The organism is Bradyrhizobium sp. JR4.1, from assembly GCF_040548605.1.
Lineage (GTDB): Bacteria > Pseudomonadota > Alphaproteobacteria > Rhizobiales > Xanthobacteraceae > Bradyrhizobium > Bradyrhizobium canariense.
The window spans coordinates 1-23,709 of sequence record NZ_JBEPRY010000049.1 but is presented as its reverse complement, the minus strand read 5'-3'; the positions used below and the strand labels follow the sequence as shown (position 1 = coordinate 23,709).

Sequence of the window (23,709 nt, the reverse complement as noted above, 5' to 3'; positions counted from 1 at the left end):
CCGTTCAAGCTGAGTACTGCGCTTATGGCTGTCCATAAGGACTGTTACGCACCAATTGGACTAACCCAACAAGGCGGCCCTCGCCGGAGGGAGACGATTCAAGGACGCTTTTCCCGCTTCAAGCGGCGCTCGGATATCAGCTGTCTCAGACACTTTTCGTCGGCCACTCGAATCTTATTGTCGAGGGCGTGACTGATTTCTGGATCCTCTCTGCGGTAAATGCGCACTTTGCCGCGACTGGTGCTGCGGCCCTTCCAGAAGAGTTGACCATCACCCCCGCTGGCGGGGCTGGGAAGGTGTCTTATATGGCCGCGCTGTTGGCGTCCGAAGATTTGAAAGTTCTCGTTCTATTAGACGATGACCGAGCGGGCCGGGAAACACAGAAGGATATCGTCACCAACAAACTTTTGCGGGAGACTGCAATTCTTTTTGTTTCGGAGGGCTTCGATCCAAAACCCTCCGAGGCTGATATTGAGGACCTCATAGACCCCGTGACTTACGACAAGCTGGTGGCCGACACTTACAAAGTTGAGCTGAAGGGTAAAAAGCTCGTGCTCAACGCCAAAATACCGCGCATCGTCAAACGGTATGAAGAAGCTTTCAAAGCGCTAGGTCTTGAATTCTATAAGACGCGACCAGCCCGCGAATTCATGTCGCTCATTGGGGCTGACCCGGCAAAAGTGCTGACTGCAGATAGCACAAAGCGGTTCCAAGCTATCTTCAATGAACTATCGGCGCGCTACGAGAAGATGAAGAACGTTGCATCTTTCAGGTGACGCTTGCCTGCCCCCTCACTTCCACCGCGTCCGGTCGCCGATCAACGCAGGTCCATCAGCCAAGGTACCCGAAAATGAAGATCGCGATCTTATCTGCCGCCGACGTTGCTGGTTGGTATACCGCAACGCTAATGGAGCGCGGGCACGAGGTCACAATTGGCCCCTTCGGCCACGCGCCCTCGGCGGTGACCGGCATGATTGAGGATGGGATTGATGGCGTTCTCATGTTGGCTGAAGACGGTGATAACCTGGAGGAGATTGCTGCGCGCTTCACTAGGGCGACAGGCCGCCCTATATGGCGCAACATGACGGAAATCCCGCGCTAATGGTGGTGCAGTTACTGAAGTTGCGGCCATGAAGCGCCCGATTGATCATCTTCGCGACTCCGCGATGTCCATGGAGGTAGGACCGTCCGGAGGGCGCATTACTGAAATGGTTAAGATTGGCGAGCGTCTTCACACTGTGACAACCAACTCGATTTACCGGATCATGCTGGCTGACGAAATTGATCCCGGTCGCACCAACATCAATGTGCCAAACTCGCAACAGAAGGTTCTAGACTACGGTTCAGACTCGCCGCTGGTAGCCAAAACACTGCTGACCGCCAAGCAGCTTTTTGAGAAGGGCTTCCTAGGTCCCGACTTCGAGTCTGCTAAGGCAGTCGAGCTAAGCTTCGAATGCATGAAGAATTTGGCTGCGATGTCCGACCTTGCAGCGGAGTTTAGCAGGCACGACGATGACGAAGAGAGTCGACTTGCAGAGTTGCAGATCAAGGGCCGCTCTCTAGCGCTTCCATCAGCGCCCAACCTAGAGCCGCGCTGCAAAGAGTTCATCCAACGCGCCGATCACGCGCTCAAACCACTCTTCGCAATTACTTCGATGTTCTACGGAAGCAAGTTTAAGGGATGGTTTGAAGGCCTTGCGGAAGAAGTATCGCGAAAACACAAAGGCGACAGCCAATACATTGGGCTGACCGCAGACGTGGCAAATTTCTGCAAATCAATTAGGAACACTCGCAACTGCGTCGAGCACAGGAAGCCCAATGAGCGGGTGGAGGTCTCTGATTTTGCCCTAACGCCGAACAACGAGATCGTTCCTCCCACGATCGCCGTGTACCATCCCAAGTTTACTCAACCGCGAATAGCGATTTCCGCATACACGTCTCAGGTCACCGAGCATATTGCCGATACGTTCGAGACTCTGATTGCATTCATGTGTTCGAGAAATATCGATGCGTCAGCGGCGATTCCTGTACAAGTGGTGGAGCTGCCGGAAAACCAACGCAGCAACAAGCTTGTAAAGTACTCCTACGGAATAGACGGTGGGAATCAGATTATCCCCCTATCGTGACGTGCTTACCGACTACAAGGTCTCTGAGGTAGTGTGATCGGCCAATAACCCATACGGTCGTCCGAACAGTCGAGCAGCCAAATGTCACGAGACGATTTTCTTCGGCCCACTATCGAAAGACTGGCAAAGCGCGTCGGAATGCGCTGTTCAAATCCTGATTGTCGTGCTCCGACCTCTGGGCCGGGCTCTGACGCGTCCGGCGTAACAAACACGGGGGTCGCCGCTCATATTTGCGCAGCATCTCCTGGAGGGGCACGGTTCTACGATGCCATGACGTCAGAACAACGAGCGGACATCGCGAACGGCATATGGCTTTGTCAAAACCACGCGAAGCTAATAGACGATGATGAAATTGCGTTTCCCACCAGCCTCCTTCGAGAGTGGAAGGATACCGCAGAGCGGATGGCTTATCTTGAAGCCCGGGGCTTTGCGGTCAATAGGGCTCACCCGTTCAAGGACTTGGAAAAGGAAGGCTCCAGAGCTAATCGCAAAGATGCGAGAGAACCTTCAGAAGGAGCCGTTAGTTCGCGAGTTCGTGCTTCTTCCGAACAACAGGGTTTCTTACGGCGCAAGCTATCCGCAGTTTATCTATTTTGAAGATTCAATTCCTTACATTTCATCGATCATGACGATCATGATTCATGTAGGCGCAATATATGATGCTCGGTACAACAGGGTACCTCGCTACAAATTCACCGAGGCTTTTGTCAGCTTCCTGATCGGGGAGGGATAGCGTCAAGAACTGTGAACCCGGCAGCCTGGGCCACCCTCAATGCGATCAGAGAGCATGATATTAATCGACACAGCGAGCGTTTCGTTCGATGAACGAGACGAATTCGAGTTACTAAATGCAGAACTGAGTTCGCTCGCGGCGCGGCGACGTGAGCAAATCGACCTTCTCGTTGAGCCATATCGACGATCGAAGATCGCTTGGAAAGTCGCGGTGCTAGCAAACGCGGTTGTGTATCGACAGATAGCCTTGGCAGAAGGAGTCGCATCATCTTGGAATAATGCAAACTATTTGAGCGCGATCCTAAATGGAAGAGCCATGGTCGAGACCGCGGCCTTTTATTGGGATTTCTCAAAAAGATTTCGGGAATTGGCATCCATCCCAGATTTTCGAGCAGTCGACGCGCTGGCGATGAATTCTCTTTTCGGGACCAAAGATAAAGAGCTCCTTCGCGATCACCCCGAACATGAGGCCCGGCAGATACTTAAATCTATCGATTTAATCGACCGAACCGTCATCCCAAATTTCCGCAGTCACTATGATGGTCTCTCGGAATTCTGCCATCCAAACTCGTATGGGCACCGCGGGCTCTTTTCTAAGATCGACCACGACACCGGCATTGCCACCTTCGAAGCAAGGGGCAGCGACCGCTTTGTCATCCCAATCAAGTGCGCGTTAGGAACGGCAGCCATCCTGGCGGTGTCCCTCAATGCTGCGGAAGCAATCCTACCTCACTTCGCCGATGCGCATCACGGGGCACATCCCTCACCTGTTGTGGAGGATCCCCGATAACCAATACGCTGAACAAGCTCAATGCTGCGCGCCATCAGCTTGGCACCGCACTTGATCTCTTCATCAAGGTTCGCGATCCCGTGGCCGTGCAATGTCTGGCTTGTGGCGGCAGCGAATTGATTGAGGCGATAGCAGCTTCGGAGAACGTTCGCACCTTCTCCACTCACATACTGGAGACCTACCCGCAGCTAGACATGGGAAAAATCGCCGTCTTCAACGACAATATTGGAACGCCTTCAAACATATGAGCACGAAGGAGGGCCTGCGCAGAGAGGATGACGACCTGTTGGCAGCATTCAACGATACCGTAAACGACGCAGCGCTATTCATCGGGTGGTGGGACTATTTTTCTGTTACGGGTCGCTTGCCGCTCCCTGTGCAGGTATTTCAACTTTGGTGGTTCTCGCTCAATGAGGAGAAGCTAGCGGCTGGTGCTGATCTGGATACCATCCGCAAGCTGTTTCCTGACATGATGTCGCAAACGCGGACAGAACAGAAGCGCAGGTTGCTCCGAGCAGTTGAGAAACATCGTCATGACGAGGCGGTCCTTCAAGATGGCCGTACAGAGAACAATCCGCTTTGCTTCCCGGCTGCCGTCTTCCAGCGAACGTGACGCATCGTTCAGCACCCTGCGATTTTGGCTGGCCTTAGCAGATCAGGAACGTGAGATAATGACGAAGACCAAGTTCGGTGCAATCACGGTTCTGCTGTTACTGCTCTACCCGAGCGTTGAATCAGCCTAGTTTCGGACGAACTTCGTCCGAAACTGCTTTCAGTAGCCCCCTCACCTCCACCGCTTCCGCCTGCCCTAGACCCTATGCCGCGCGATCTCAGCACCGGAGGCGTCAACCACGATTACAACCGTGCCCGCATCACGGTCGCAATCGGGATCGCTGGCGATGTCCCGAGCGACACGGGCGCCGTACTGGACGGCTAGCTCAGCAGAGCCGAATAGCTCTCCCACATCGTCCGCCTGTGTCTCGCCATTGTGTAAAATCGGGAAGTAGTAACGCATAGCCGCGGCTCTCGTCCTTTAGTCGCGATCATGCCCACATGTCGGGACGGCCCGCACCTGTCAAAAACGACAGGGTCTTGCGAAGCGGATCACCGGGCGCCCTCCTCACAGCCCTGGGCGTGTGTCGTCGTTGACCCGCAGCAACAACGCTCGACGCCTGCCGCTAGACAGCGTGGTAGCACTACCCGACTTCGTCCCCCTGGGGCACTTGGCTGGCACCGACAACCTACCGGAGCCGACTCAATCGGCTTTGAACACGACGCCGATGCGAGTATCACTGGACCAAACGAGACGACAATCTCTGATGATACGGTCTCTTTCCAACATCATCTTGAATGTGGCAGGCATGTGCAGCTTCGTCGATAACTCGATCCCAGCACCGTCCTGCGAGATATTGAACACGCGGCAACGTCGGCTGCCGCCATCTCCAAAAATGTAGGCGGCTAAGTCGACCTCCGAACGATCGATCTTCCGGCGATCCGACATGATTATCCTTGAGTTGACGCGGCTGTCTCTGGTCCTTCATGGGCCGAAGCTATTTCAAGCAGTCTAAACTGCCTCGCGATCCGTGTTGCCAAGCCCGACCGCTCTTTGGCTCGCGCTCTCTCATAGTCGGATACGTCGTGTCCGTCTCGCCCAAGGACCTCGATCAGGATCGTTTGGCTATGAACATAGGTCACCTTGTCAGCGATCTCTCGCGTCAAAGCAGCCAGCTCGTCATCATTATCTGATGTCACGGCGATCTCCTTGGTCGGACCGATCACGCGCAGAAAGGCGCTATTTTGCATGCCCAATACTTACAGATCGTTACGCGGGCACCTTGGACCGCTCTATAGGCGCGTGGCCAGTTCGGCCCTGGTCGAGCAAGCTGGGTGCAAGCGCTGCCTCGCGACGTTCACGCTCCAAGCCTGGAACTCATCACTTACCAGCTTGCTATACGATGATGGTCCGCAGCGCTTCTGCTGGCATGAAATCGGTGTCCAACAATCGACAAGAGGTTCGCCCGTGGTCGCCTGAAGAAGAGGCGCAACTGCTTGCGCTACGCGACCAGGGTATGACTGCGACCGAGCTGGGCGAGCGTTTGGGTCGCAGTGGTCAGGCCGTGTACGGCCGGTTACAACCAAGCAGCGAGGCCGAACAAGAAGGAGCGGACACGCCTTCGCGCAAGGGATTGGATAGCCGGGGGTCCTCCCCCCGTCACCTAGCGTGACTGACCGCAGCCACAACGTTCGACGCCTCCCGCTATATCGCGGCGGTAACACTATCGACCTGGGCCGAGCGAAAATCCAACTCGCGACTGCCCCCGAACGGTTCATTAACCATGGTCGGCCTATCATGCTTTCCGGTGGGTTAAAGTTGAGTAGAGCGTATCGCGATGTTGTATTTGAGCGCCCTTAGCTACGCGGCTGTAACGATCATCATCTTGACGCAAACGGGTCTGGTTCGGTTGGGCTGAGAAACGTGAGGCGAGTTCTGCGGTGACCAGAAGCTTTCGGTGCAGGCTGCACTGAAACGGTCTGGGTCCTAGGCCGGATCGTGGCATCACGCAGGCGAAGGGAAATTACACGCGTTCAACGGTCGAGGGGATGGACCATGAACCGACTAGTCGGAGTCGTCGCGCTGCTGATTACGACTGGCGCCTTTGCTCAAACCGCTCCACCGAAAGCAGCCAAAAAGCCTTCGGTTAACGTCAAGCCGCAGCCGCCAATGGGCTGCAAACTGATCGGCGCCGTCAAAGGAACCAAGATTTGGGCGGGTGATTGCATCGCTCCGTCGCCCGCGGCGGAAATTCCCGCGCCAGCATCTCCGCCTGCTGAGCCAGGCGACGAGCGTCCGAAGGATACGAAACCGTAATCGTATCGGCGGGCTGAACGCCAAAGGGGAAATAGATGCGCCTACTCTCCTCGATCGAATTGCCGCATTGGCTCATGATCGCGGGGACTATTCTGGCCATACTGGGCGTCTTTGGTCTTGTGATTACTCGGAACAAGCACACCGCAGTTGATCCTGACACAGAGCCCCTCGCACCACAGCCCAGACGCCCCCCGCCGAGCCAGCTCGATTTTTCGCCTCATAAAGACGGCGACTGACTGTGCAACACCATGGCAAAGACTCTACGCCGTTCGCGCGAGAGACGGATCCCGAACCGCGAGTTCGCTCGGCTTGATCATAGCCGGTCCGCTATATGGCTCTTTGGAACGCTGCCGATTTTCATTATCATCTATATGAAGATTGCGGCAATCTAACGTAGCGCGGTCATAGGATAAGTGCGCGGCTTGCGAACTGCGCGCTACGTTGTTAGACCGCGCCCTCAACATCGAAGGAGCGCCACGTTGGCCAACAAAGCAAAGAAAACTATTCGCCGCGAGTGGACTAAGGCCGACATCAAGGAACTTAAAGCGCACTCAAAGGCGCGTACGCCTGTCATCAAAATATCCAAGGCGACCAAGCGCACCGCTGGCGCGCTCCGTCACAAGGCTCTCGTTTTGAGGTTTGGCTTAGGCCTTCAGCCCTGATGAAGACAGTTGTCGGGAAATAGGGACAACCGGATCGCCAAACTTCCATATTAGTTTGGACATTAATCTGACGCGTTCTAGCGCAGACTATCGGTCTTGCGATGAGGCAGCCGGGGGGCGGCCTCGCACACGAGGTTGAGGGCTCGCTTTAGCCAGCCCCGGCGAGCCCTCCCTCAGTCAGCAAGACTGACGTTTAAGTTTTCCATAAGTGTGACATCGACGACATTGCGAACTTGAGCCGTCGCTGTAGGCTTGTCTTGCCGGGGCTGGAATCAATATTTCACGTCTTCATTTTAACCCGGCTGGCCGCAGTGGTTTGCCGCTGCGGCCTTTTCGTGGAGCGCTCCTAGCGGTGAGGCCATCCTGCTGGGACACAGTGATAACACTGCCGATCCGGCGTGCGCCTGTACGACTGCCCAACCTGTAAGCGGTTGTTTTTGGGATGCCAGCCGCCATAATTTGCCTGATCGCGGTCCTGCTTTTGTCTGATCGAAAAAATTGGCAGCAGGGTGGAAATGGTCCGATCCGGGGCTCCTAAAAGTTCGGCGATTTGGTCCGCAGAGGACGACAAAATACTTTTTCAGATGCGCGCGACCGGAGCGTCATTCAGCGACATTGCAGCATACCTCGGCCAGAGTCAGGCCTCGGTCGAGGCTCGCTATTCCAAGCTAAAGAAGAAGATCAAACTGCGTGGTCGTTCCTAAACGCTTAAGCCCTGCCTCCGGCGGGATAGGACCTGGTGAACACGCCCTGTTGCTCAATGCGGTTGTAATGAAAGGTGCAGCCATGAGCGCGGGCGAAGACTTCGGCCTCTGCAAGAAAGCGAGCGCGTCATTCCCGCCGAACGCGTACTCGATGTACCGATCGCGAATTATCACCTGCTGGTCCGCCCCGACATCGTCTAAAACGCTCGCCAGCCGGAGCAGGTAGGCTTGGCGCGTCTCCATGAAGCCGTGTCAGATCAACTACCGGCCTTCAACGATTTTGCGGCGTCCAGATGTTTTTGCAACGTATCAATCTGGCCAGAAGCATATTCACCGGCAGCATCCTTGCTTTGTGACGCCTTCTTGTACTCGGCGATGTCCTTCTGGTGATCTGCGACCATGTGGGTAGCGAACATCTTATCGAACCCTGCGCCGGACATTTTTGCCATCTTGTCATGGTCGGCTTTTTGCTTCGCACTCGGGCCGCTCGGTGGGTTCATTCCTGCTGCTTGGGCAGCAGTTAAAGCCTTCTGATTGGCGACAGCATGGTCGGTGGAGAGCATCCTGCCGAACGACTTGACGGCATCGCTCTGGCCGTTCTGCTGCGCCAGCTCTCCCATGCTCACCTCAGCGAAATTGCCCTCGATTGCCTTCTTAAGGAACGCCTCGCTTTGCTTATCTTTCGCAGATGCGTTCGCAACTGAGATCGCCATCAAGGCTACTGTCCCGAGCGACACAAGCATTCTGTTCATAGGCGACTCCTGCGGGTTGTTTTGCCGATGAACACCCCAATTGCGGTAGAGGTTCCAATCGAGCGCGCATTTCGGCCGGGGTTCGGTCTTGGCAGACCCCTCTAGTGGCCGACGCAGGCCACCGCAAGATTCCGTAGTCGGCACGATGTCCAACTGGAACCGAATAGTGCGGGCGCTATTACGTCGCTATGAGCGATCGGGTTCTGTATGAAAGCAGCAATGGCGACATCTGGTATTTGTCGCGGCAACCACCTTCGAGCACGCCAGTCGTGAAGCATCGGCCGAATGCCAACTGAGGAGGACGGACCTCGTACATTGAAATGGGCAACTTCCTACGGGACAGCGCTAACGGTCCTGAGCAGCAAGCGCTGCCCAACCTGATCGGGACCTTGATACCAGACTAGCGAGCACGCAATGCGGTATCCTTGGATAGTGGCACTCCTTTTTGCAGTCGGAGTCATCGCCTGGGCAATGCTAGCTGAGCGTCCCCCAGAGACCCCCCTGCGGATCGAGGCGTCCATGACGGTGGCCGCCGACCCCGACCTTCGTTTGGTCTCAGAGCGCAGCCCCTTCATGCGGACAGAGCGGTGAGTAGCGAAGGCGCGCCCGGCCACAACCGAGTTGGGCGCGTTTGGAGGGCTCACCCCATCCGTAGATTTTCAGCCGAGTCTTTTCCGCGGTTATTCACGACATCGAAGCTAACCTTAGCTCCCTCTGCCAAGGAGGTGTAACCAGCCTTCTCAACCGCTGAGATATGGACGAAGACGTCCTTGCCGCCGTTGTCAGGTTGAATGAAGCCGTAACCCTTCGTCGGGTTGAACCACTTCACAGTCCCCAAAGCCACTTGACCTCTCCATTTTGCAAAATCGAAAACTAGTACTGGAACTCAGACAAAAGCAAGGCTGGTGCGGAGACGCATTTGCCGGGCTGGGGTCCTCCCCCGGCATCCTCCATCTTGGCGTCCTTGACCGCAGCCCAAACGCGCGGTGAGGCCCTCCTGCTGGGGACACAGGGGTAACACTGCCGATGCGGCGTGCGCCTCTACGACTGCCCAATCTGTAAGCGGTTGTTTTCGGGATGCCAGCCGCCAGCGCAGCCCAATTCTGACTCTCCCTTGCGCCGTGGACCTCATCGTCGCGCGGCACAATGCATTGCGCGACGCCGTAGCGATTACTTACGCTCCGCGTCAGCCTCCTGCTCAAGCCGCAAAATATGTGCGCGCAGCGTGTCAAACCGCTCCTCGGCAACGTCGCTGAATAGCGGGTCGTTGTGACTCGTCGCGGCTGAAGCGATCTCAGTCCAATCTTGAGGCTCGAGAACCTTAACTGCCACGGGAAAAAAATCGCGATCTTCCATCCTCATGTGACGGCGCTCGTGCGCGATAAAATCCCGAATGATAAGATCCACATCTTCGGGCAGAATGCCACGTTCCGCGAGAACGCTGTCGACCGCCTGAGCGACGCGGCGTAAAAGTTGGGCCCCTTTCTGGTGTTCGCGAGCTAGATCGCCGACCTTCGCAGCAGCGGCTGGATCTCGTGCCCTCAGCTTGGCAAATACCAAGTCTTCCTGGGGATGATGATAAACCTCTGGGTAGACTTCGAAGTAACTGATAACCGCGTGAATGACCTCGTAGTCAGCACGGTCGCCGCGGTCGAATACCTCGAGCTCCCGCTCGAGGATGGCCAGCAGCTTCTCAATGTTGAGATGCTCTTGGGATAAGCGCTGTATGATCATGGCAGAGCTCCATAAACGGATCTCAATATAGTCTTTGGTCGAGTGTCAGCATTTGCGACAGATCAATCCGAGACAATGCGATTTTAAGATCGCGCAACTCGTGCGGACCATGCTCGCGATTGCCTAGCCGCAATTTAGACCCATATTCTGAATTGCAGATGCGTGTGAAACGGGAAAGCCGCGGTGAGCGGCGCGTGGATCTAGGAGAACGAGCGCATACCCCTCCCCTGCCGTCACTACTACATGCGGCGGCTCCGATCTCTGGCTTCGATGCGACGGCAAGCGCTTGGCTATCGCTGGATGGTCGGCAGATCTGTGCACTTATGTCGGACCACAAATGCTATCTCCGGGATCGCATTGCGTTCCATTTCACTTTCCGCATTGGTAGTAGGTCCACAGCCTGCGCCTGCTCTCTTGGCTGGCGAACGCTTTGATATTTCCGGAATTACGGCTTCTCTTGATAACAGTCATTGACCGCTGCCTCGAGGGCTCTAACACCGCGCACGTCGCCTGGGGCACTGTCAGCCACACTCCCATGCCGTCAGGCTTGCTGGCGAGCGGGACCTATGTATATACGGTGCTGGCGGCACGCCCGCGTGTTAGTACCACACTGCTAAACTTACGCGATTGTCGCCGATCCAGAAGTGCCGCGGCGAGCCCACTTCATAGAAGCGACTTGCTGATGCTTGTCTTCACCTCCGGAAAGATCGCACATGCGCGCTCGTTGGGCTTTCATTTAGTGCTCCGCTTCTTCCTGGATATGCTGACCATTTTTCGATCGTCAGCGCGTCTTTGATCGCCAAAAAGCGTCGCACGTAGACGTGAGTCGTATAGGCGCCGCCGTCCTTTCGAAGGGCCTCGATGGGAAAACTGTGTGTATCGCCGCCCCATCGGGCAACGAACTCGATCGTTTCCATGTTTGGGTTAATTTTCCCGACGCCCCGTCTTCGCGTGGGGCAACCGCGGAAGAGGCACTGAACTTTCAGATGTCGCTGCTGGCGGATCGGCTAAAACACTCATAAGGTGAAGGCGGGACGGCGCCATGCCTCCCGCTTCATCTATCCACACCCACGACGCGCAGCCCGCGCAGTTCGCTCTGTCGGATGACCGGGCCGGCTTGATCTGTGAATAGCGGGGCGAAGCTCCACAATCACAAGTAGGTCACCAAGCTTCGTGTCACCATCGGTGATTCCCGATTCGGCAGAGTTTTCGGAGCGCCCCTTGACCAGCGACAAGCCTTCCGCACCCCGCGCATTCATTTCTTACAGTTGGTCCTCACCTGAGCACGAGCGATGGGTGATGGATCTTGCCACTCAGTTGGTTGACGGTGGCGTCGACGTCGTCCTGGACAAATGGAATTTGAGGGAGGGAAACGACGCATATCAGTTCATGGAATCGATGGTCACCGACCCTGCAGTCAAAAAGGTCATCATCGTTTGTGACAAGAGGTACGCTGAAAAGGCGGACGGACGGAAGGGCGGCGTCGGGGCAGAGTCGCAAATCATGTCCCCGGAGATCTACAAAAAGGCCGATCAGACCAAATTTACGGCAATCGTCTCTGAAGTGGATGAGAATGGCGAGCCGTACCTGCCGAAGTTTCTGGGTTCGCGTCTCTACATTGACATGACGCCGGAACTCTACGGGACAAACTTCGAGCAACTGCTCCGTTGGATCTACGACAAACCGCTGTACGTGAAGCCATCGCTTGGGGAGATGCCTGCTTTTCTGGCGGAGGACAGCTCTTCCAGTCCAACGCGCTCGAAGGCGCGGCAGTCGATTGAAATCATCCGCCGATCAATAGCCAATCCAGCCGCCTCCATGAACAGCTACCTAGACACGCTGGTCGACGTGTTGAAGGCTGACTTCAAGTTGGCACCAGGTGCGCCGGATGTTTTTCCGCAGGCCGTTCTCGACAATATCGAGCGCTTCCTGCCGTATCGCAATGAATACATCGAATTCATTGCGTCGGCCGCGCCCAAGTCAGATCCCGATCTGATCAGGACGTTGCAACGTTTCTTCGAGCGCATTATCCCGCTTATGGACAAGCCGGAAGAAGTCCATTCTTGGCGGGAATGGGATTTCGACAACTACGTGTTCATCGTGCACGAGCTGTTTCTGTACACGCTGGCAGCGTTGCTGAAGTACGAGCGGTTCAACGATGCCTCGAACTTCATCGGTCAACGCTTCTACGTTCCGGACGACCGGCGGGATGAGCCGATGAAACCATTCCACATCGTACGTCGGTACATGCGCAGCCTCCCGCCCAAAGAACAGGAGCTGCGTCGCCTATCCTTGCGCGCTGATCTCTTGGAGCAACGAAGCCACGTTGTCAGCACGATCAAGTTCACGGACGTAATGCTCGCGGATTTCGTCCTTTTTCTGCGGGCTTCCATCGAAGGCGGACGGTGGTTTCCCGATACGCTGCTATACACGACCTTCCGGTTTCGACCTCCATTCGAACCTTTCGCCCGATCACAATCAAAGGCCTACTTCGATCAGTTCTGCAATGTGCTTGGAATCTCGGACAAGAGCCAGCTCAGTTCCCTGGTGGAGGAGCTTTTGAAGGATGGGGCAAGGACCTTGCCCCGCTGGCAATTTGAATCCCTGGATATCGCTGCACTATCGAACCTTGAAAGATTAGCCACCACGCCGTGAGGACCGCCGGCCTCAAGAACCTGCGGGGCGGTGTGAGACCGAGTACCCAAGCGCCGCAGCATTGTCCGGACCCACGACGCACAGTAGCTCGCAAGCGCCTCGACCTACTAGGAATCGATAATTTGCGAGGGACTTACGATGCCGCTTTGATGCGGCATGCGCAGCCGTCGATACACGAAACGGCCGGCCACTATCCGCCTCGCAGCCCGGCTGAATGGCTGGCTGACGGCCATGTGACCTGCAGCATCCAGTGCCTGAACGGCCGTTGCGATTCGCAGGGTCGACGTGCGGATCGATACACTCCCGCAGGATCAGCCGTGGTCGCGCGTTGGCTTGCGCCTGGTCTGCTCGGCATGCGGTGCCGCAGGATCTGTGCATATTGTCCCAAACTGGCATGACAGTCGCGGGCAAGTCAGGCCAAGCATGGGCGAGAGGTTTTGATTCCAGCGATGAAGCACGTCATCGAACGCCCGTTTTCCGATCCACAAGCCGCAGCCCGCAAGCTGCTCGAGCTCGCCGCCAGCATCTCGCCAGTCCAGGACGGCCGCATCCATATTGAGAAGATCAACTATCCCTTCCTCTACACGCTCAAGGGAAGCGGCACCGAGTTCGGCGCCGGCATCAGGTGCGCTATCGAGAAGGGCTGGCTGTAGCTGCACGAGAGCGGTACCTACGTGCGGCTGCTGACACTCGGGCAGGACCTCCTGGCGCTCCGTTAGGAACCGGCCGGGCGCATTCTGCTTAAATCCGCGCTGGCTCGGTGCCCTGAGCTGGCGGAGCGGCCCCGGCCTTACCCCCAGTCTCCCCAAAGCCGGGGCCGTCTCTCGGCCGGCGACTACGCAGCTGGGAGCATCCGCTTTGCCTGGTTTTTGGAAGGTTCGCTCGCGCTCACGGGCAGCCTAGGACGCTAAGGCGCTCACCTAGGTGGCGGCATTCTTCCTAAGGTCGACACAGCTTCGATGAGGACCGGGCACTTTTCGTATTCCTTAGCATCGCCCGCGACTGTACCGCGAAGCTCCCTACATTCGCCGCCGTCGAAGAACCACTTGGCTTTGCCAATGGCGACGATCACTTTGCATTTTGGGCATTGCACCTGCATCTGCCTATTATGCACTCAGAGTCGGTGCATTTCCAGTCACAACCTCAGCGAGTTTGGAAACGAAGCCTGATCAATTGCGGATCAGAGCGCCGGGAGTGCGATGCCCGCCAGCCCTTTAAGCCCGTAGTTGAAAGCCTAAGTTTTCCGCCGCACGCTTCACTGATGAGACGTATCTTTCCAACGCACTCGCAATCTGGACCGCGCCGGCGCCGCCTTCGCGCGACAGCGCGAGCAAGAGTTGCACCTCCGCATCGGTCCATTCTTTGGGTTTGTCGTTTCTCTTCATCGGCGCAATACTTTGATGAATGAATCAGGCTGGTCTCGAAAAGGAAGAAAGCCCGCCAGGTGCGTTAGCTAGCGGGCTCCCAGCCGGAAGTCGCAGCGAGTTCACCATTGCGACCGAGGAATATGAACGGAACAAGGTTTACACTTTGTTAGCGGCGGCTGCATACCGTGTTGCTTGGGACGGGGCCGTGGGGACATACGCGGCCTTGTGCTTGGGGTGAGAGCCCGCCAGCTAGTAGCCAGCCCCGGCAGCGCTCTCCCTCAGTCGAGAACGATAGTTTCAACTCTCAGACAGCGCATGCACCTGTAGGCGTAGGCGGCGGGTAGGTTTGCAATCGCGGGCAGCAATGCGAGGAAGTCCATAGGCCGCTGGCATCGCTTGCAGATGAGCGTTGGTGCATTCTCCGTGTTCTCACCGCGCGCCATTGCCGGTCCAAAGGTAAGGAGCGTAGTTCTGATGGCTGGCGCTGGCATCTCCGGACTACTACCGGGGGGCTCATCAACGGGCCCGCCAATGTTACCGGCGCCAGAGGGTCTTGTGGTCCAACCGACCGCGGCTTCACCGGTTCCTACAGTTCGAACAGGGCCGCCGGCAGTCGGCGCTGCTGTCGCATTGGCGTGGCACAGGCATTGCTATTCATTGGTGACTGGGATTGCTGGTCCCCAGTTTGAGACAGGGCGCCGCCGGGACAACGCATTTCGAGCCCGGCGGCGTATCTTTTAGGGACTAGCGGCACAACCGCCGGCGATGCGTCATCAGCCGCTGCCGGTCGCGCGTCCTGTGCTGTCTGCGCCGACGCTTCATGACGGCCCCCGCTTCCCGTACTTAGCGATCTCCCGGAGGGACAAGCGCACTGTTTGGAGGAGGCTGAACGCCAGCGATTGCTCGCGAGACGCTCCAACTCATCTGCCAAGAAACGCGCGGCCATTGCGGAGCCACTTAGGCTCGTCAACCCAACCCTCGTCCACGAGCGGTTCTCCCCTATGCAGTTTGCCCGCTATCGTCACGGCCAGCGCTGCCTGGCTGTGCTGGCGCGCCGGCGGGCGGTCGCAGCAAACTCGATTGCTTTCACGTTGTCTGGAGGCAGAGCGCGCGCGGCGATCCGCGGGGACAGTTCGATGATGTTGCTTGCAGACGGCTTTAGGGGTGCGTGCTATGCACGCTGTCAGCCTTGGTCATCTTGAATTACCCTTCTGCGATCGAGGTTAGGGCCGAAGCGGAATTGCAACTTCCGTTTCGGACACACCAACCCGTTTGCGGAATCCGAGGCAAAGCGGCCACCGATTCCGACGGAAGGCGGCCAGCGATTCCGATCGAAAGCGGCCACCCAATCCGAACGAAGGCGGCCACCCTGTTGATAGGGTGAGACGGGGGGCGTTGTCGGCAATCTGAACGGGGCAAGGTCCCTCCTTTTGCGGTTCACGCAATGGAGGTCCGATGCCCGCCGAGAGATTGCCGATGCGGAAGATTCGAGAAGTTCTACGCCTGAAGTATGCCTGTGGGGTGAGCGATCGGGTGATCTCCCGATCGGTCGGGATCGGTCGCACGGCGATTCGCGGAGTATGTCCGCCGCGCCGCGGTGATCGGCATCACCTGGCCGATACCGGAGGAGCTCGACGACACAGCACTGGAGCGCAAGCTGTTTGCGCCAGCCGGCTACAACCCGCCGCGATCGAAGCCGCTTCCGGATTGGGGGCATGTCCATGCCGAGTTGCGCCGCCGCAGCGTAACGCTGGCGCTGCTGTGGGAGGAATACCGCGGCCATCATCCCGACGGCTACGGCTACAGCCGGTTCTGCGACCTCTACGTCGAATGGCGCCACGGCATCACGGCGACCATGCGGCAGACCCACGCGGCCGGCGAAAAGCTGTTCGTGGACTTCGCTGGCGATACCGTGCCGGTGTTCGACGGGCTTACCGGGGAGGTGCGCGCCGCCAAGATCTTCGTCGCGGTCATGGGAGCGTCGAACTACACATTCGTCCAAGCCCGGTTCAGCGAGGCGCTGCCCGACTGGATCGGCGCCCATGTGGATGCGCTCACCTTCCTGGGCGGAGTGCCGAAGGCGCTCGTCTGCGACAATCTGAAGGCCGGGGTGACGGTGGTGAGCCGCTACGAGCCAGGCGTCAACCGGACTTACCAGGATCTTGCCACCCATTACGGCACCACCATTATGCCGGCGCGGCCCCGCAAGCCGCGCGACAAAGCCAAGGTGGAGGCGGCGGTTCTTATCGTCCAGCGATGGATTTTGGCGCGGCTGCGCAACCGGCGCTTCTTCTCGCTCGCCGAGTTGAACGTTGCGATCCGCATCCTGGTCGACGAACTCAACGCCCGCCTGATGCGCAAGCTCGGTGCCAGCCGCCGCGAGTTCTTCGACACCATCGATCGTCCGGCCCTGATGCCGCTGCCGGCCGAACCCTATCAGTACGCCGAATGGCGTCGTGCCCGTGTAGCGCCGGATTACCATGTCGAGGTTCAGGGGCACTTCTACTCGGTGCCATCTCGCCTGATCCGCCAGGTCGTCGAGGTGCGGGCCACCGAGGCAACCATCGAGGTGTTCCATCGCGGCACCCGGATCGCCAGCCACGCACGCTCAGGCGTCAGGCGCCGCCACACCACGATCCCCGAGCACATGCCGAGCGCACATCGCCGATCCGCCTTCTGGACGCCGGCACGTCTGCTGGCCGCCGCCGAGAAGATCGGTCCGTCCACGATCGCGCTGTGCCAGGCGATCATGCGGACAAAGCCCCATCCCGAGCAGGGCTTCCGATCCTGTCTCGGCATCCTGCGGTTGGAAAAGACCTATGGGACGCAACGTCTGGAAGCCGCGTGCCGCCGTGGGATCAGCATCGGCTCAGCGAGCTATCGGTCGATCGCCTCGATCCTCAAGACCGGCCTGGACAAAGCCTTCCTTCCCGACACCGCCCCCGAGGCCGATCCCATCCAGCACGGCAACATCCGTGGCCGCGGCTACTACCACTGACCACCAACAAGGAGACCTTATGCTCAGCAACCACACCCACGAACGTCTCGCTGCTCTCGGGCTCGCCGGCATGGCCAAGGCCTTCGACGATCAGCAACGCCAACCGGACGTTACCGCGCTGACCTTCGAGCAGCGCCTCGGCCTGATGATCGATCGCGAAGCAACCGAGCGAGAGAACAAAAGGCTCATCGTGCGCCTGAAGTTCGCCTCGCTACGGCAGGCCGCAATCGTCGAAGATGTCGATCTGCGCGCTCCGCGCGGCATCGACCGCGCCTTCTTTGCCAAGCTCGTCGATGGCGATTGGATCAGCCGCAAGCAAAATTTGCTCATCACCGGGCCGACCGGCGTCGGCAAGAGCTGGATCGCCTGCGCACTCGGCCACAAGGCATGCCGCGATAATCGATCCGTCTTATATCATCGCCTGCCAAGGCTGTTCGAAGCCCTTGCGCTCGCCCGCGGGGACGGACGCTATGCGCGGCTCCTCAAGACACTATCGAGGGTCGATTTGCTCATCCTCGATGATTGGGGCCTCGCACCGCTTACCGGCGAGCAGCGTCGCGATCTCCTCGAAGTCGTCGACGATCGACACCAGCGCGGATCGACCATCATCACCAGCCAGGTGCCGATCGAAAATTGGCATGAGGTCATCGCCGACCCGACCATCGCCGACGCCGTCCTGGATCGGCTCGTCCACAATGCTCACCGCCTCACACTCAAGGGAGACAGCATGCGAAAGATCACTGCGCAGCGCGCCAATCTTGACGCAGCCAAGAAAACCTGACCCAACTCCTCATGCCGGCAACGACACTCCGGCCGCCTTCGTCGGAACAGGTGGCCGCCTTCGATCGGAATGCATGGTCGCGTTCAATCGGAATCCCTGGCCGCAATCCCCGGAATCCGCACCCGTTCCGCCATTCGCCGGTTGGACGAGATCGGCCTGAAGGCAAAGGGAAAATAAACAACTTCAACAAGGGACGGACCGATGAAGCGACTAGTCGGACTTTTCGCGCTGCTAATTGCCACTGGCGCGTTTGCTCAAACCGCTCCACCGAAAGCGGCCAAAAAGCCGCCTGCTCAGGCTAAGCTCCAGGCGCCGATTGGATGCAAGCTAGTCGGCACGGTCAGGGGGACCAAGATTTGGGCCGGCGATTGTGCAGCACAGTCAGATCTCAGGGGCAGCGCGCCCGCCGTCGAACCGACCCCGCCAGCAGAGCCGCCCGAAGCGCCCGCTAAACAATAGCGGCTTCCTTCATTTCCGCTCCTCCCCGGCGACTGGGGGAACTTGCCACAAAATTAGCTCTCGCTTCCGGCAGCTTACAGGCTCATCTCTCGGTAGAGGCTGCGATGCTCGCATTGGAATTGCCGCACTGGCTGATTGTTGCTGGCAGCGCCTTGGTGATTGCTGGACTCATAGGGCTGGGGCTTAGCCGAAACAAATAAGTTGAGAGCGCCCCCCTTGTACTTCCGGGGCACCACAGTTCATTGCGATCTGAAAGGGCCGAACATCGCCGCCCGCACCTACGGATCTGGGCTAAAATTCGATCCCTTTTCGGAATCTGCTTGGTGTACGTTGAGTCAAGCAGTTGAGTTGCCTATCGGCTAGTGAGGGAGCCATACAGGCGCTAGCAACTTTCGATTTGTCGTCGACGATTCTCGCGGCAATCTTCACAGGATTGGGCGTGTTGCTCAGATCGCTGTGGGATAGCTATATCGGATTCCAAGACAAGACCCGCTCGGAAAAATGGAAGATCGGCGTTGATCAGAAAGGGCGGCAGCTGTCTGAGTTCGTTTGGCCGCTGTATTTTCATCTGATCAAAGACGACAAGATTTGGGACAAGGTTTTTTTCGATCTTCGTCCAAGGCAGACCGCCCTTCACGTGATTGGATCAATCGAGTGCCGGCAGAAAAACGCTCCGAGCTGGGCAGGGAAATTGAAAACAAAGTATTCATTCCAAATCACGCTGCGGCGGTCGAGATCATTTCAACCAAGATGCATCTGGCGTGTGCCAAGGAAAATTTAGAGCAGCTCCTCCTCGAGTTTGTTCGTCACGTGGAGGTATATCGCGCAATAAAATCGGCCGGCCTGAATGATGTTGACCCGATTGACGTGGGTGACCCTACCCAAAGGGCCTCTGCGAAGCAGTGAAAAAGCAGCTCCTGATCCACCAAAAAGCATACGATCGACTGATCCACGATTGGCGGTTTGGCTCTAACGCGCCACAAGCTGGTGCACGCTGATAGTTGCAGGCTCACAGAGCAGTCTTGCGCTCGCCTCCGGCCCCGAGCCAAGCCGCCTGAGCCGCGGCGGGTCAAAGGCGCGTGTTGATCCACAGGACTGCAACCTTGGAGAAAACTGCCTCTAAGTCAGCGCGTCTGCATTTTCCGAATCGCCCGTGCGTGCTCGCTCTCGCATGGTGCTTCTAGTCGCGGGGGGCGCGTGAACCAGTTTTTCGCCGTGATGCTAAATGGTGACGGCCGTTTTTCTGACCGGCTGCTTGGGGTGGCAGCTTGGCGCATCTCCGAGGAAAAAGGCGCCGACGTTACGGGCCAGGTTCCGCACCATTCCTACAATGAACTTCCTCCAACAAACTGAAGGCCGGTGACAGCTTGCGCCAGCCTCTCGGTTAAGATTACCTAGAGAACACCAGTTTGGAGATCGTCGTATGGGGTACTTTGAAGATCTGCGGAAGGGTTCGAAATCGCACAGAGTGCGCGTGATCAATGATGAAATCTTCAGCATCGAACCGGTCAACGATACTCGGGATGCGCTCCGTGCTTTTCAGGACGTCGCAGATGAAACCATCGCCAATGAAGATTCGGAGTATCAGGTCAAACCGCACCCCCAACATCGGATCCACCTGCCAAACTGGAAAGGGCCAATCTACGATATCGTTGCAATAACGCGGATCGATTGACTGCTTGCCCTCCCCTTCTGGTTGCCGGTAGGGCTGGCCTATACTGCGCCATTGACTCGGTCGAAGAGCTACCCCCACTATCCGCAGTCCCCACAGACGCGATCCCCTACTTATGCCCATTCGTTTCGGCGTTTTACTTCTCGGAGCCATGCCCGTTGGCATGGGACTGAAAGGCGCGGTTCGCGGGTTCGCGGAGGTCCAGGGTACCGAATCGGGCTAGCTGGTTCCGACGTCGCTTCACCGGGTATTAGGCCGCAGCTCAATGCTGACCCGGACAGACCACCTACTGTCCGCTTCGGCTCTTCCTCAGTTCCTAGTACTGAGGTCGCTTGAGCAGCTCGGGCAACTTGGAGAATGCTTTGGCGAGCCGCCTCGCCTCATCACGGGTGAGGAACTGCTCGGCATACTGATACGCTCGGTCGTGAAGGTCTTGCCGGTGGACGAAGCAGCAGAGGGAGAAGCCGACGGCGTCCTTCACGCGAAAGCAGTCCGTCTCCTCTTCGATCGTCCACGGCGCTGGAAAGCGCCGAAGGTTGTCCATTACAGCCTGCGGTTTGCCGGAGTGCCCCGTATCGGCTTGCCCGAGACATAGGTCGGGCCTTCCTTTGCCGCCCGCACCTGCCGGTCGCGTTCAGCGCACAGGCCGTCAACCTTCACCAGCATCCGCGATAGGAGAGCTTCCGCCGAAGCGGCCCCAATCCCAGCTCTCTGAAGTTGGAGGATTTCCATGCGCTGTCGGCTGACCTGCGAGCGCATAAGCTCGATTTCCGAGCGGAGATATTCAAGCGATGGCATGACCAAACCTGGGAGTTTGCTCAATAGAACAGAACAAGAACTTTGAGTCAAGCACGCATGGCGCCTATGGGCATGAAGAACCTGCTCGACCGTCCAACCGCTCGATGAGAGAGTCGCGATGATCCTAGCAACCGTACTCACGATGGTATTGACCAGGAGAGGCTTGGTAGCGCTGGATTGCGCAGGCCGGCTCAGTGCTGCTCGGTGGCGCGGTGCTGTTAGTGCCGTTCGCCATGTGAGCGTAGGAGCACCCAGGGGGTGGGTCCCTTCCGAGTGGGACCCCTATCTCCAAAAATCCTCTCAGGCGGATTCCAAATCAATACACTCGAGGCCCGTCTGCTGCTCGGCTGGAGTGGCGCTCGGAGACCCGGGACTTCTCACGAAACTTGAGTCTCGGTAAGTATCACTGACCCGCGAGTGAAGCTCGAGCGTTTTGTGCCTCCGTCCGCTCTGCAACGAACTACGGACCTACCTCAGACATCGCACGACTTCTGAGATTGGGCCATCTTCGGACTCATGCACCTCAGCAACCAAACAGAGATTGTCGCGTTTAGGTTCGATGCTCCTGAACCAAGGAGGTTTTCATGTTCAGAAAGGTTCTTCTCGCATTCGTTGCTACTGCAGCCGTTGCGCTCGCGCCGGCGAGCGTCTCCGCGCGTGGCGGATTCGGAGGTGGTGGTTTTCATGGCGGCGGCTTTCATGGAGGCGGCTTTCATGGCGACGGCTTTCATGGCGGGTTCGGAGGAGGTGGTTGGCGCGGCGGAGGCTGGCGAGGCGGATATGGTGGCGCGCTCGCTGGGGGATTGATCGCGGGAGCCGTGATTGGAGGTATAGCGTCCTCCGCATATGCGTGGGGGCCGGACTATGGCTACTACGGTGGGTACTATCCGGGGCCCGGATATTATGGGTATCGCGGCTGTCCTCAACCGGGGTACGGCGAGTACTACAACTGTGGCGCCTATGCTGTGCCGGGGTACGGCGGGTATGCACCCGCGTACTACGGTTATGGGCGCGGGCCTTGGTGATATGCGAACGCGTCAACGTTCACGCGTTTGACCCGAGCGGCGACGATGCGCTGCTTCCAAAAAACCAAGTCTCTAGTCGCCCCCACGACAAACCAAGGCTCTAGTCGCCCCCACGACAAACCATTCACACCGACCCTCGTTGACCGTAGGAGCGCTTAGGCAGTCCCATCCGCGAGGCGGCTACCAGGGTGGCCCGAGTGCTCCCGAGCGAGTCAGCGGGGCTCTTAAGAGTCCTGAGGGACACATTGCCGGCGATGGTTGTGGAGCAAGCAGCCCCAGCGATGACCGTTGCATAGTCCCACGTTGATGTTGCCGGTGCACCTCGGTGGCATTTGCGGAGTGGCAGGCGCGATCGTGATGGGAAGCGCAGTGTTGATTGCGCGTTTCGTCATGTGAGCGCGGCAACCCGCTCTAAAAATGGGTCCCTTTATTTCACGGGACCGTATTGCCGAGCGGTTCCCAGGCGCATTTCAATTCCTCGCCCTTTAGGTCGAACGCTGCTCGGCTGGAGCGGCGTATGGAGACCCGGGACTTCTCAAGAAACTTGAGTGTCGGTAAGTACTACTGAGCCGCGAGGGTAACCGCAGACCTCAGGAGAGGCGTTGATGCAAGGTTATCGCTCGATCCTTCTTATCCAACGGTCATGGATCGCGCTGAAGCAGCGTGCCGCGCTTCAACACGCGGCGCGCCGAATGAGCGGCATCGCAGCCCGCCTCGAGGCTTTGACGCGCGCGATCTCGAAAGGTACGGCCAGCGGAGTACATTGAGCACTCCCGTTTCTTCTCCTTGAGGAAGTGGACGGACGATGCGGCCTTGGTCCAAAATGCCCTAGCCATGGAAGACGACTATTATTTTGTTTGGGTACTCGACCCTCGGGTAATGCCTGCCCCCAAGTTTGGGCGGGAGATCAGTTTGATCGGCCGGATTGGCAAGTCAGCCACGTCATAAGCAAGCGCCTCCTGAACGCAGCCGAACGTGCGATGCCGCTGGACCGCCTCGCCGCGTTGTACCCCTTCGCCTGAAGGGAGCGAGCCGACACCCTGAGGGAGTGAACGCTAGACCTGCCTCCTATGTGAGCAGGTAGCCTCAACTTTCGGCGAACGATAATATTCGCGTCGTGCTAGCTTTCCGCATTCCCGCACGGTTCGCGGAGGAAGCGGACCGGCTCTGACAAAGTGCGAAGTCCAATGCGGCTGAAAATGTGCGCTGTTTCATAAAAGTGCACAGACTGCCGGGCTAAAGTCATACACGCTTACTTCCCCTCGTACGTTGCGCCTGCACTATTTTTTGGCCTTTTCATTGTTTTGTGTTGGAGGCATTGATGAAGAGCTCTCGCGGTCTCCTTTTTGCCCAGCGGTTGAACGAACTCAATTCTCGGCTCTCAGAATTGGAAGAACTTCGAGCGCGGATCAAAGAAGCGGAGCGACGCGCCTGCGGTGCACCGACATTACGATCGACGCCAAAAATCCGAAGTCTCGCGCAGATCGATAGTAAGCGCGAATTTCCCTGCACCTTTTGCTTTTGAGTGCTCTGATGCATGAGGTGTCCACCAAAATAGGTGGACACCTTGTGATGGCAGACGAAG

Annotated in this window: 21 protein-coding genes and 1 pseudogene; 14 read left to right on the top strand and 8 right to left on the bottom strand. The window is 57.7% G+C overall.

From position 1 onward, the window contains the following. Window positions 1–188 precede the first annotated feature (188 nt). From ABIB90_RS40425 to ABIB90_RS40405, 5 genes are all read left to right on the top strand, one after another. Window positions 189–776, top strand: coding sequence for a hypothetical protein (locus ABIB90_RS40425; RefSeq protein ID WP_354202859.1), 588 nt, complete (start codon window positions 189–191; stop codon window positions 774–776). Window positions 777–850: 74 nt separating this feature from the next. Continuing rightward, window positions 851–1,102, top strand: coding sequence for a hypothetical protein (locus tag ABIB90_RS40420; RefSeq protein WP_354170714.1), 252 nt, complete (start codon window positions 851–853; stop codon window positions 1,100–1,102). Between the two features lie 28 nt (window positions 1,103–1,130). Next, window positions 1,131–2,126 (top strand): hypothetical protein, encoded by a 996-nt coding sequence (locus tag ABIB90_RS40415; RefSeq protein ID WP_354170712.1) that lies wholly within the window; start codon window positions 1,131–1,133, stop codon window positions 2,124–2,126. A gap of 787 nt (window positions 2,127–2,913) precedes the next feature. Continuing rightward, window positions 2,914–3,648, top strand: coding sequence for a hypothetical protein (locus tag ABIB90_RS40410; protein ID WP_354170710.1), 735 nt, complete (start codon window positions 2,914–2,916; stop codon window positions 3,646–3,648). A gap of 244 nt (window positions 3,649–3,892) precedes the next feature. Further along, entirely contained in the window at window positions 3,893–4,261 is a 369-nt protein-coding gene (locus tag ABIB90_RS40405; protein WP_354170708.1) for a hypothetical protein, read from the top strand. Between the two features lie 195 nt (window positions 4,262–4,456). Here the strand turns inward: ABIB90_RS40405 and ABIB90_RS41770 are convergent, their stop codons facing one another. Then, window positions 4,457–4,663 carry a DUF6894 family protein gene (locus tag ABIB90_RS41770; protein ID WP_502917041.1) on the bottom strand — a complete coding sequence of 69 codons (207 nt, stop codon included), beginning with the start codon at window positions 4,661–4,663 and terminating at the stop codon, window positions 4,457–4,459. A 240-nt stretch (window positions 4,664–4,903) separates the two neighbouring features. Continuing rightward, window positions 4,904–5,149 (bottom strand): PilZ domain-containing protein, encoded by a 246-nt coding sequence (locus ABIB90_RS40400; protein ID WP_354170706.1) that lies wholly within the window; start codon window positions 5,147–5,149, stop codon window positions 4,904–4,906. A gap of 1,107 nt (window positions 5,150–6,256) precedes the next feature. Here ABIB90_RS40400 and ABIB90_RS40395 point away from each other — a divergent pair. Together ABIB90_RS40395 and ABIB90_RS40390 are read left to right on the top strand one after the other, a co-directional pair. Next, entirely contained in the window at window positions 6,257–6,517 is a 261-nt protein-coding gene (locus ABIB90_RS40395; RefSeq protein WP_354170704.1) for a hypothetical protein, read from the top strand. A gap of 479 nt (window positions 6,518–6,996) precedes the next feature. Then, a complete protein-coding gene (locus tag ABIB90_RS40390; protein ID WP_354170702.1) occupies window positions 6,997–7,179 on the top strand; it encodes a hypothetical protein in 183 nt (60 codons plus the stop codon). Window positions 7,180–8,140: 961 nt separating this feature from the next. Here the strand turns inward: ABIB90_RS40390 and ABIB90_RS40385 are convergent. The 3 genes from ABIB90_RS40385 to ABIB90_RS40375 form a co-directional block, all read right to left on the bottom strand. Then, a complete protein-coding gene (locus ABIB90_RS40385) occupies window positions 8,141–8,635 on the bottom strand; it encodes a DUF4142 domain-containing protein (protein ID WP_354170700.1) in 495 nt (164 codons plus the stop codon). Window positions 8,636–9,275: 640 nt separating this feature from the next. Further along, window positions 9,276–9,479, bottom strand: coding sequence for a cold-shock protein (locus ABIB90_RS40380; protein WP_354170698.1), 204 nt, complete (start codon window positions 9,477–9,479; stop codon window positions 9,276–9,278). 326 nt (window positions 9,480–9,805) lie between these two features. Beyond that, entirely contained in the window at window positions 9,806–10,369 is a 564-nt protein-coding gene (locus tag ABIB90_RS40375; protein WP_354170696.1) for a hemerythrin domain-containing protein, read from the bottom strand. A gap of 1,221 nt (window positions 10,370–11,590) precedes the next feature. Between ABIB90_RS40375 and ABIB90_RS40370 the strand changes: the two genes are divergently transcribed. From ABIB90_RS40370 to ABIB90_RS40340, 7 genes and pseudogenes are all read left to right on the top strand, one after another. Beyond that, a complete protein-coding gene (locus ABIB90_RS40370) occupies window positions 11,591–13,024 on the top strand; it encodes an SEFIR domain-containing protein (protein WP_354170694.1) in 1,434 nt (477 codons plus the stop codon). A gap of 449 nt (window positions 13,025–13,473) precedes the next feature. Next, entirely contained in the window at window positions 13,474–13,677 is a 204-nt protein-coding gene (locus ABIB90_RS40365; protein ID WP_502917042.1) for a hypothetical protein, read from the top strand. A 2,169-nt stretch (window positions 13,678–15,846) separates the two neighbouring features. Beyond that, window positions 15,847–17,389 (top strand): annotated as a pseudogene (istA, locus tag ABIB90_RS40360) (IS21 family transposase). Window positions 17,390–17,408: 19 nt separating this feature from the next. Then, window positions 17,409–18,170 (top strand): IS21-like element helper ATPase IstB, encoded by a 762-nt coding sequence (gene istB, locus ABIB90_RS40355; RefSeq protein ID WP_007592724.1) that lies wholly within the window; start codon window positions 17,409–17,411, stop codon window positions 18,168–18,170. 1,113 nt (window positions 18,171–19,283) lie between these two features. After that, window positions 19,284–19,535 carry a hypothetical protein gene (locus ABIB90_RS40350; protein ID WP_354172880.1) on the top strand — a complete coding sequence of 84 codons (252 nt, stop codon included), beginning with the start codon at window positions 19,284–19,286 and terminating at the stop codon, window positions 19,533–19,535. Between the two features lie 291 nt (window positions 19,536–19,826). Further along, a complete protein-coding gene (locus ABIB90_RS40345) occupies window positions 19,827–19,982 on the top strand; it encodes a hypothetical protein (RefSeq protein WP_354172882.1) in 156 nt (51 codons plus the stop codon). 70 nt (window positions 19,983–20,052) lie between these two features. After that, entirely contained in the window at window positions 20,053–20,304 is a 252-nt protein-coding gene (locus ABIB90_RS40340) for a hypothetical protein (protein ID WP_354172884.1), read from the top strand. A 313-nt stretch (window positions 20,305–20,617) separates the two neighbouring features. Here the strand turns inward: ABIB90_RS40340 and ABIB90_RS40335 are convergent, their stop codons facing one another. The 3 genes from ABIB90_RS40335 to ABIB90_RS40325 form a co-directional block, all read right to left on the bottom strand. After that, entirely contained in the window at window positions 20,618–20,845 is a 228-nt protein-coding gene (locus ABIB90_RS40335; RefSeq protein ID WP_354172886.1) for a hypothetical protein, read from the bottom strand. Between the two features lie 727 nt (window positions 20,846–21,572). Further along, window positions 21,573–21,830: a hypothetical protein gene (locus ABIB90_RS40330; protein WP_354172888.1), complete on the bottom strand. Its 258-nt coding sequence runs from the start codon at window positions 21,828–21,830 to the stop codon at window positions 21,573–21,575. A gap of 1,590 nt (window positions 21,831–23,420) precedes the next feature. Continuing rightward, window positions 23,421–23,709 (bottom strand): hypothetical protein (locus ABIB90_RS40325; protein ID WP_354202858.1); only part of this gene is annotated, 289 nt, incomplete at its 5' end.

Bases quoted from the DNA above. Each gene is read 5' to 3' on its own strand.
- ABIB90_RS40420 (WP_354170714.1), top strand. From the start codon at position 851: ATGAAGATCGCGATCTTATCTGCCGCCGACGTTGCTGGTTGGTATACC.
- ABIB90_RS40415 (WP_354170712.1), top strand. From the start codon at position 1,131: ATGAAGCGCCCGATTGATCATCTTCGCGACTCCGCGATGTCCATGGAG.
- ABIB90_RS40410 (WP_354170710.1), top strand. From the start codon at position 2,914: ATGATATTAATCGACACAGCGAGCGTTTCGTTCGATGAACGAGACGAA.
- ABIB90_RS40405 (WP_354170708.1), top strand. From the start codon at position 3,893: ATGAGCACGAAGGAGGGCCTGCGCAGAGAGGATGACGACCTGTTGGCA.
- ABIB90_RS41770 (WP_502917041.1), bottom strand. From the start codon at position 4,663: ATGCGTTACTACTTCCCGATTTTACACAATGGCGAGACACAGGCGGAC.
- ABIB90_RS40400 (WP_354170706.1), bottom strand. From the start codon at position 5,149: ATGTCGGATCGCCGGAAGATCGATCGTTCGGAGGTCGACTTAGCCGCC.
- ABIB90_RS40395 (WP_354170704.1), top strand. From the start codon at position 6,257: ATGAACCGACTAGTCGGAGTCGTCGCGCTGCTGATTACGACTGGCGCC.
- ABIB90_RS40385 (WP_354170700.1), bottom strand. From the start codon at position 8,635: ATGAACAGAATGCTTGTGTCGCTCGGGACAGTAGCCTTGATGGCGATC.
- ABIB90_RS40375 (WP_354170696.1), bottom strand. From the start codon at position 10,369: ATGATCATACAGCGCTTATCCCAAGAGCATCTCAACATTGAGAAGCTG.
- ABIB90_RS40365 (WP_502917042.1), top strand. From the start codon at position 13,474: ATGAAGCACGTCATCGAACGCCCGTTTTCCGATCCACAAGCCGCAGCC.
- istB (WP_007592724.1), top strand. From the start codon at position 17,409: ATGCTCAGCAACCACACCCACGAACGTCTCGCTGCTCTCGGGCTCGCC.
- ABIB90_RS40340 (WP_354172884.1), top strand. From the start codon at position 20,053: ATGGGGTACTTTGAAGATCTGCGGAAGGGTTCGAAATCGCACAGAGTG.
- ABIB90_RS40335 (WP_354172886.1), bottom strand. From the start codon at position 20,845: ATGGACAACCTTCGGCGCTTTCCAGCGCCGTGGACGATCGAAGAGGAG.
- ABIB90_RS40330 (WP_354172888.1), bottom strand. From the start codon at position 21,830: ATGAAAGCCGTCGCCATGAAAGCCGCCTCCATGAAAGCCGCCGCCATG.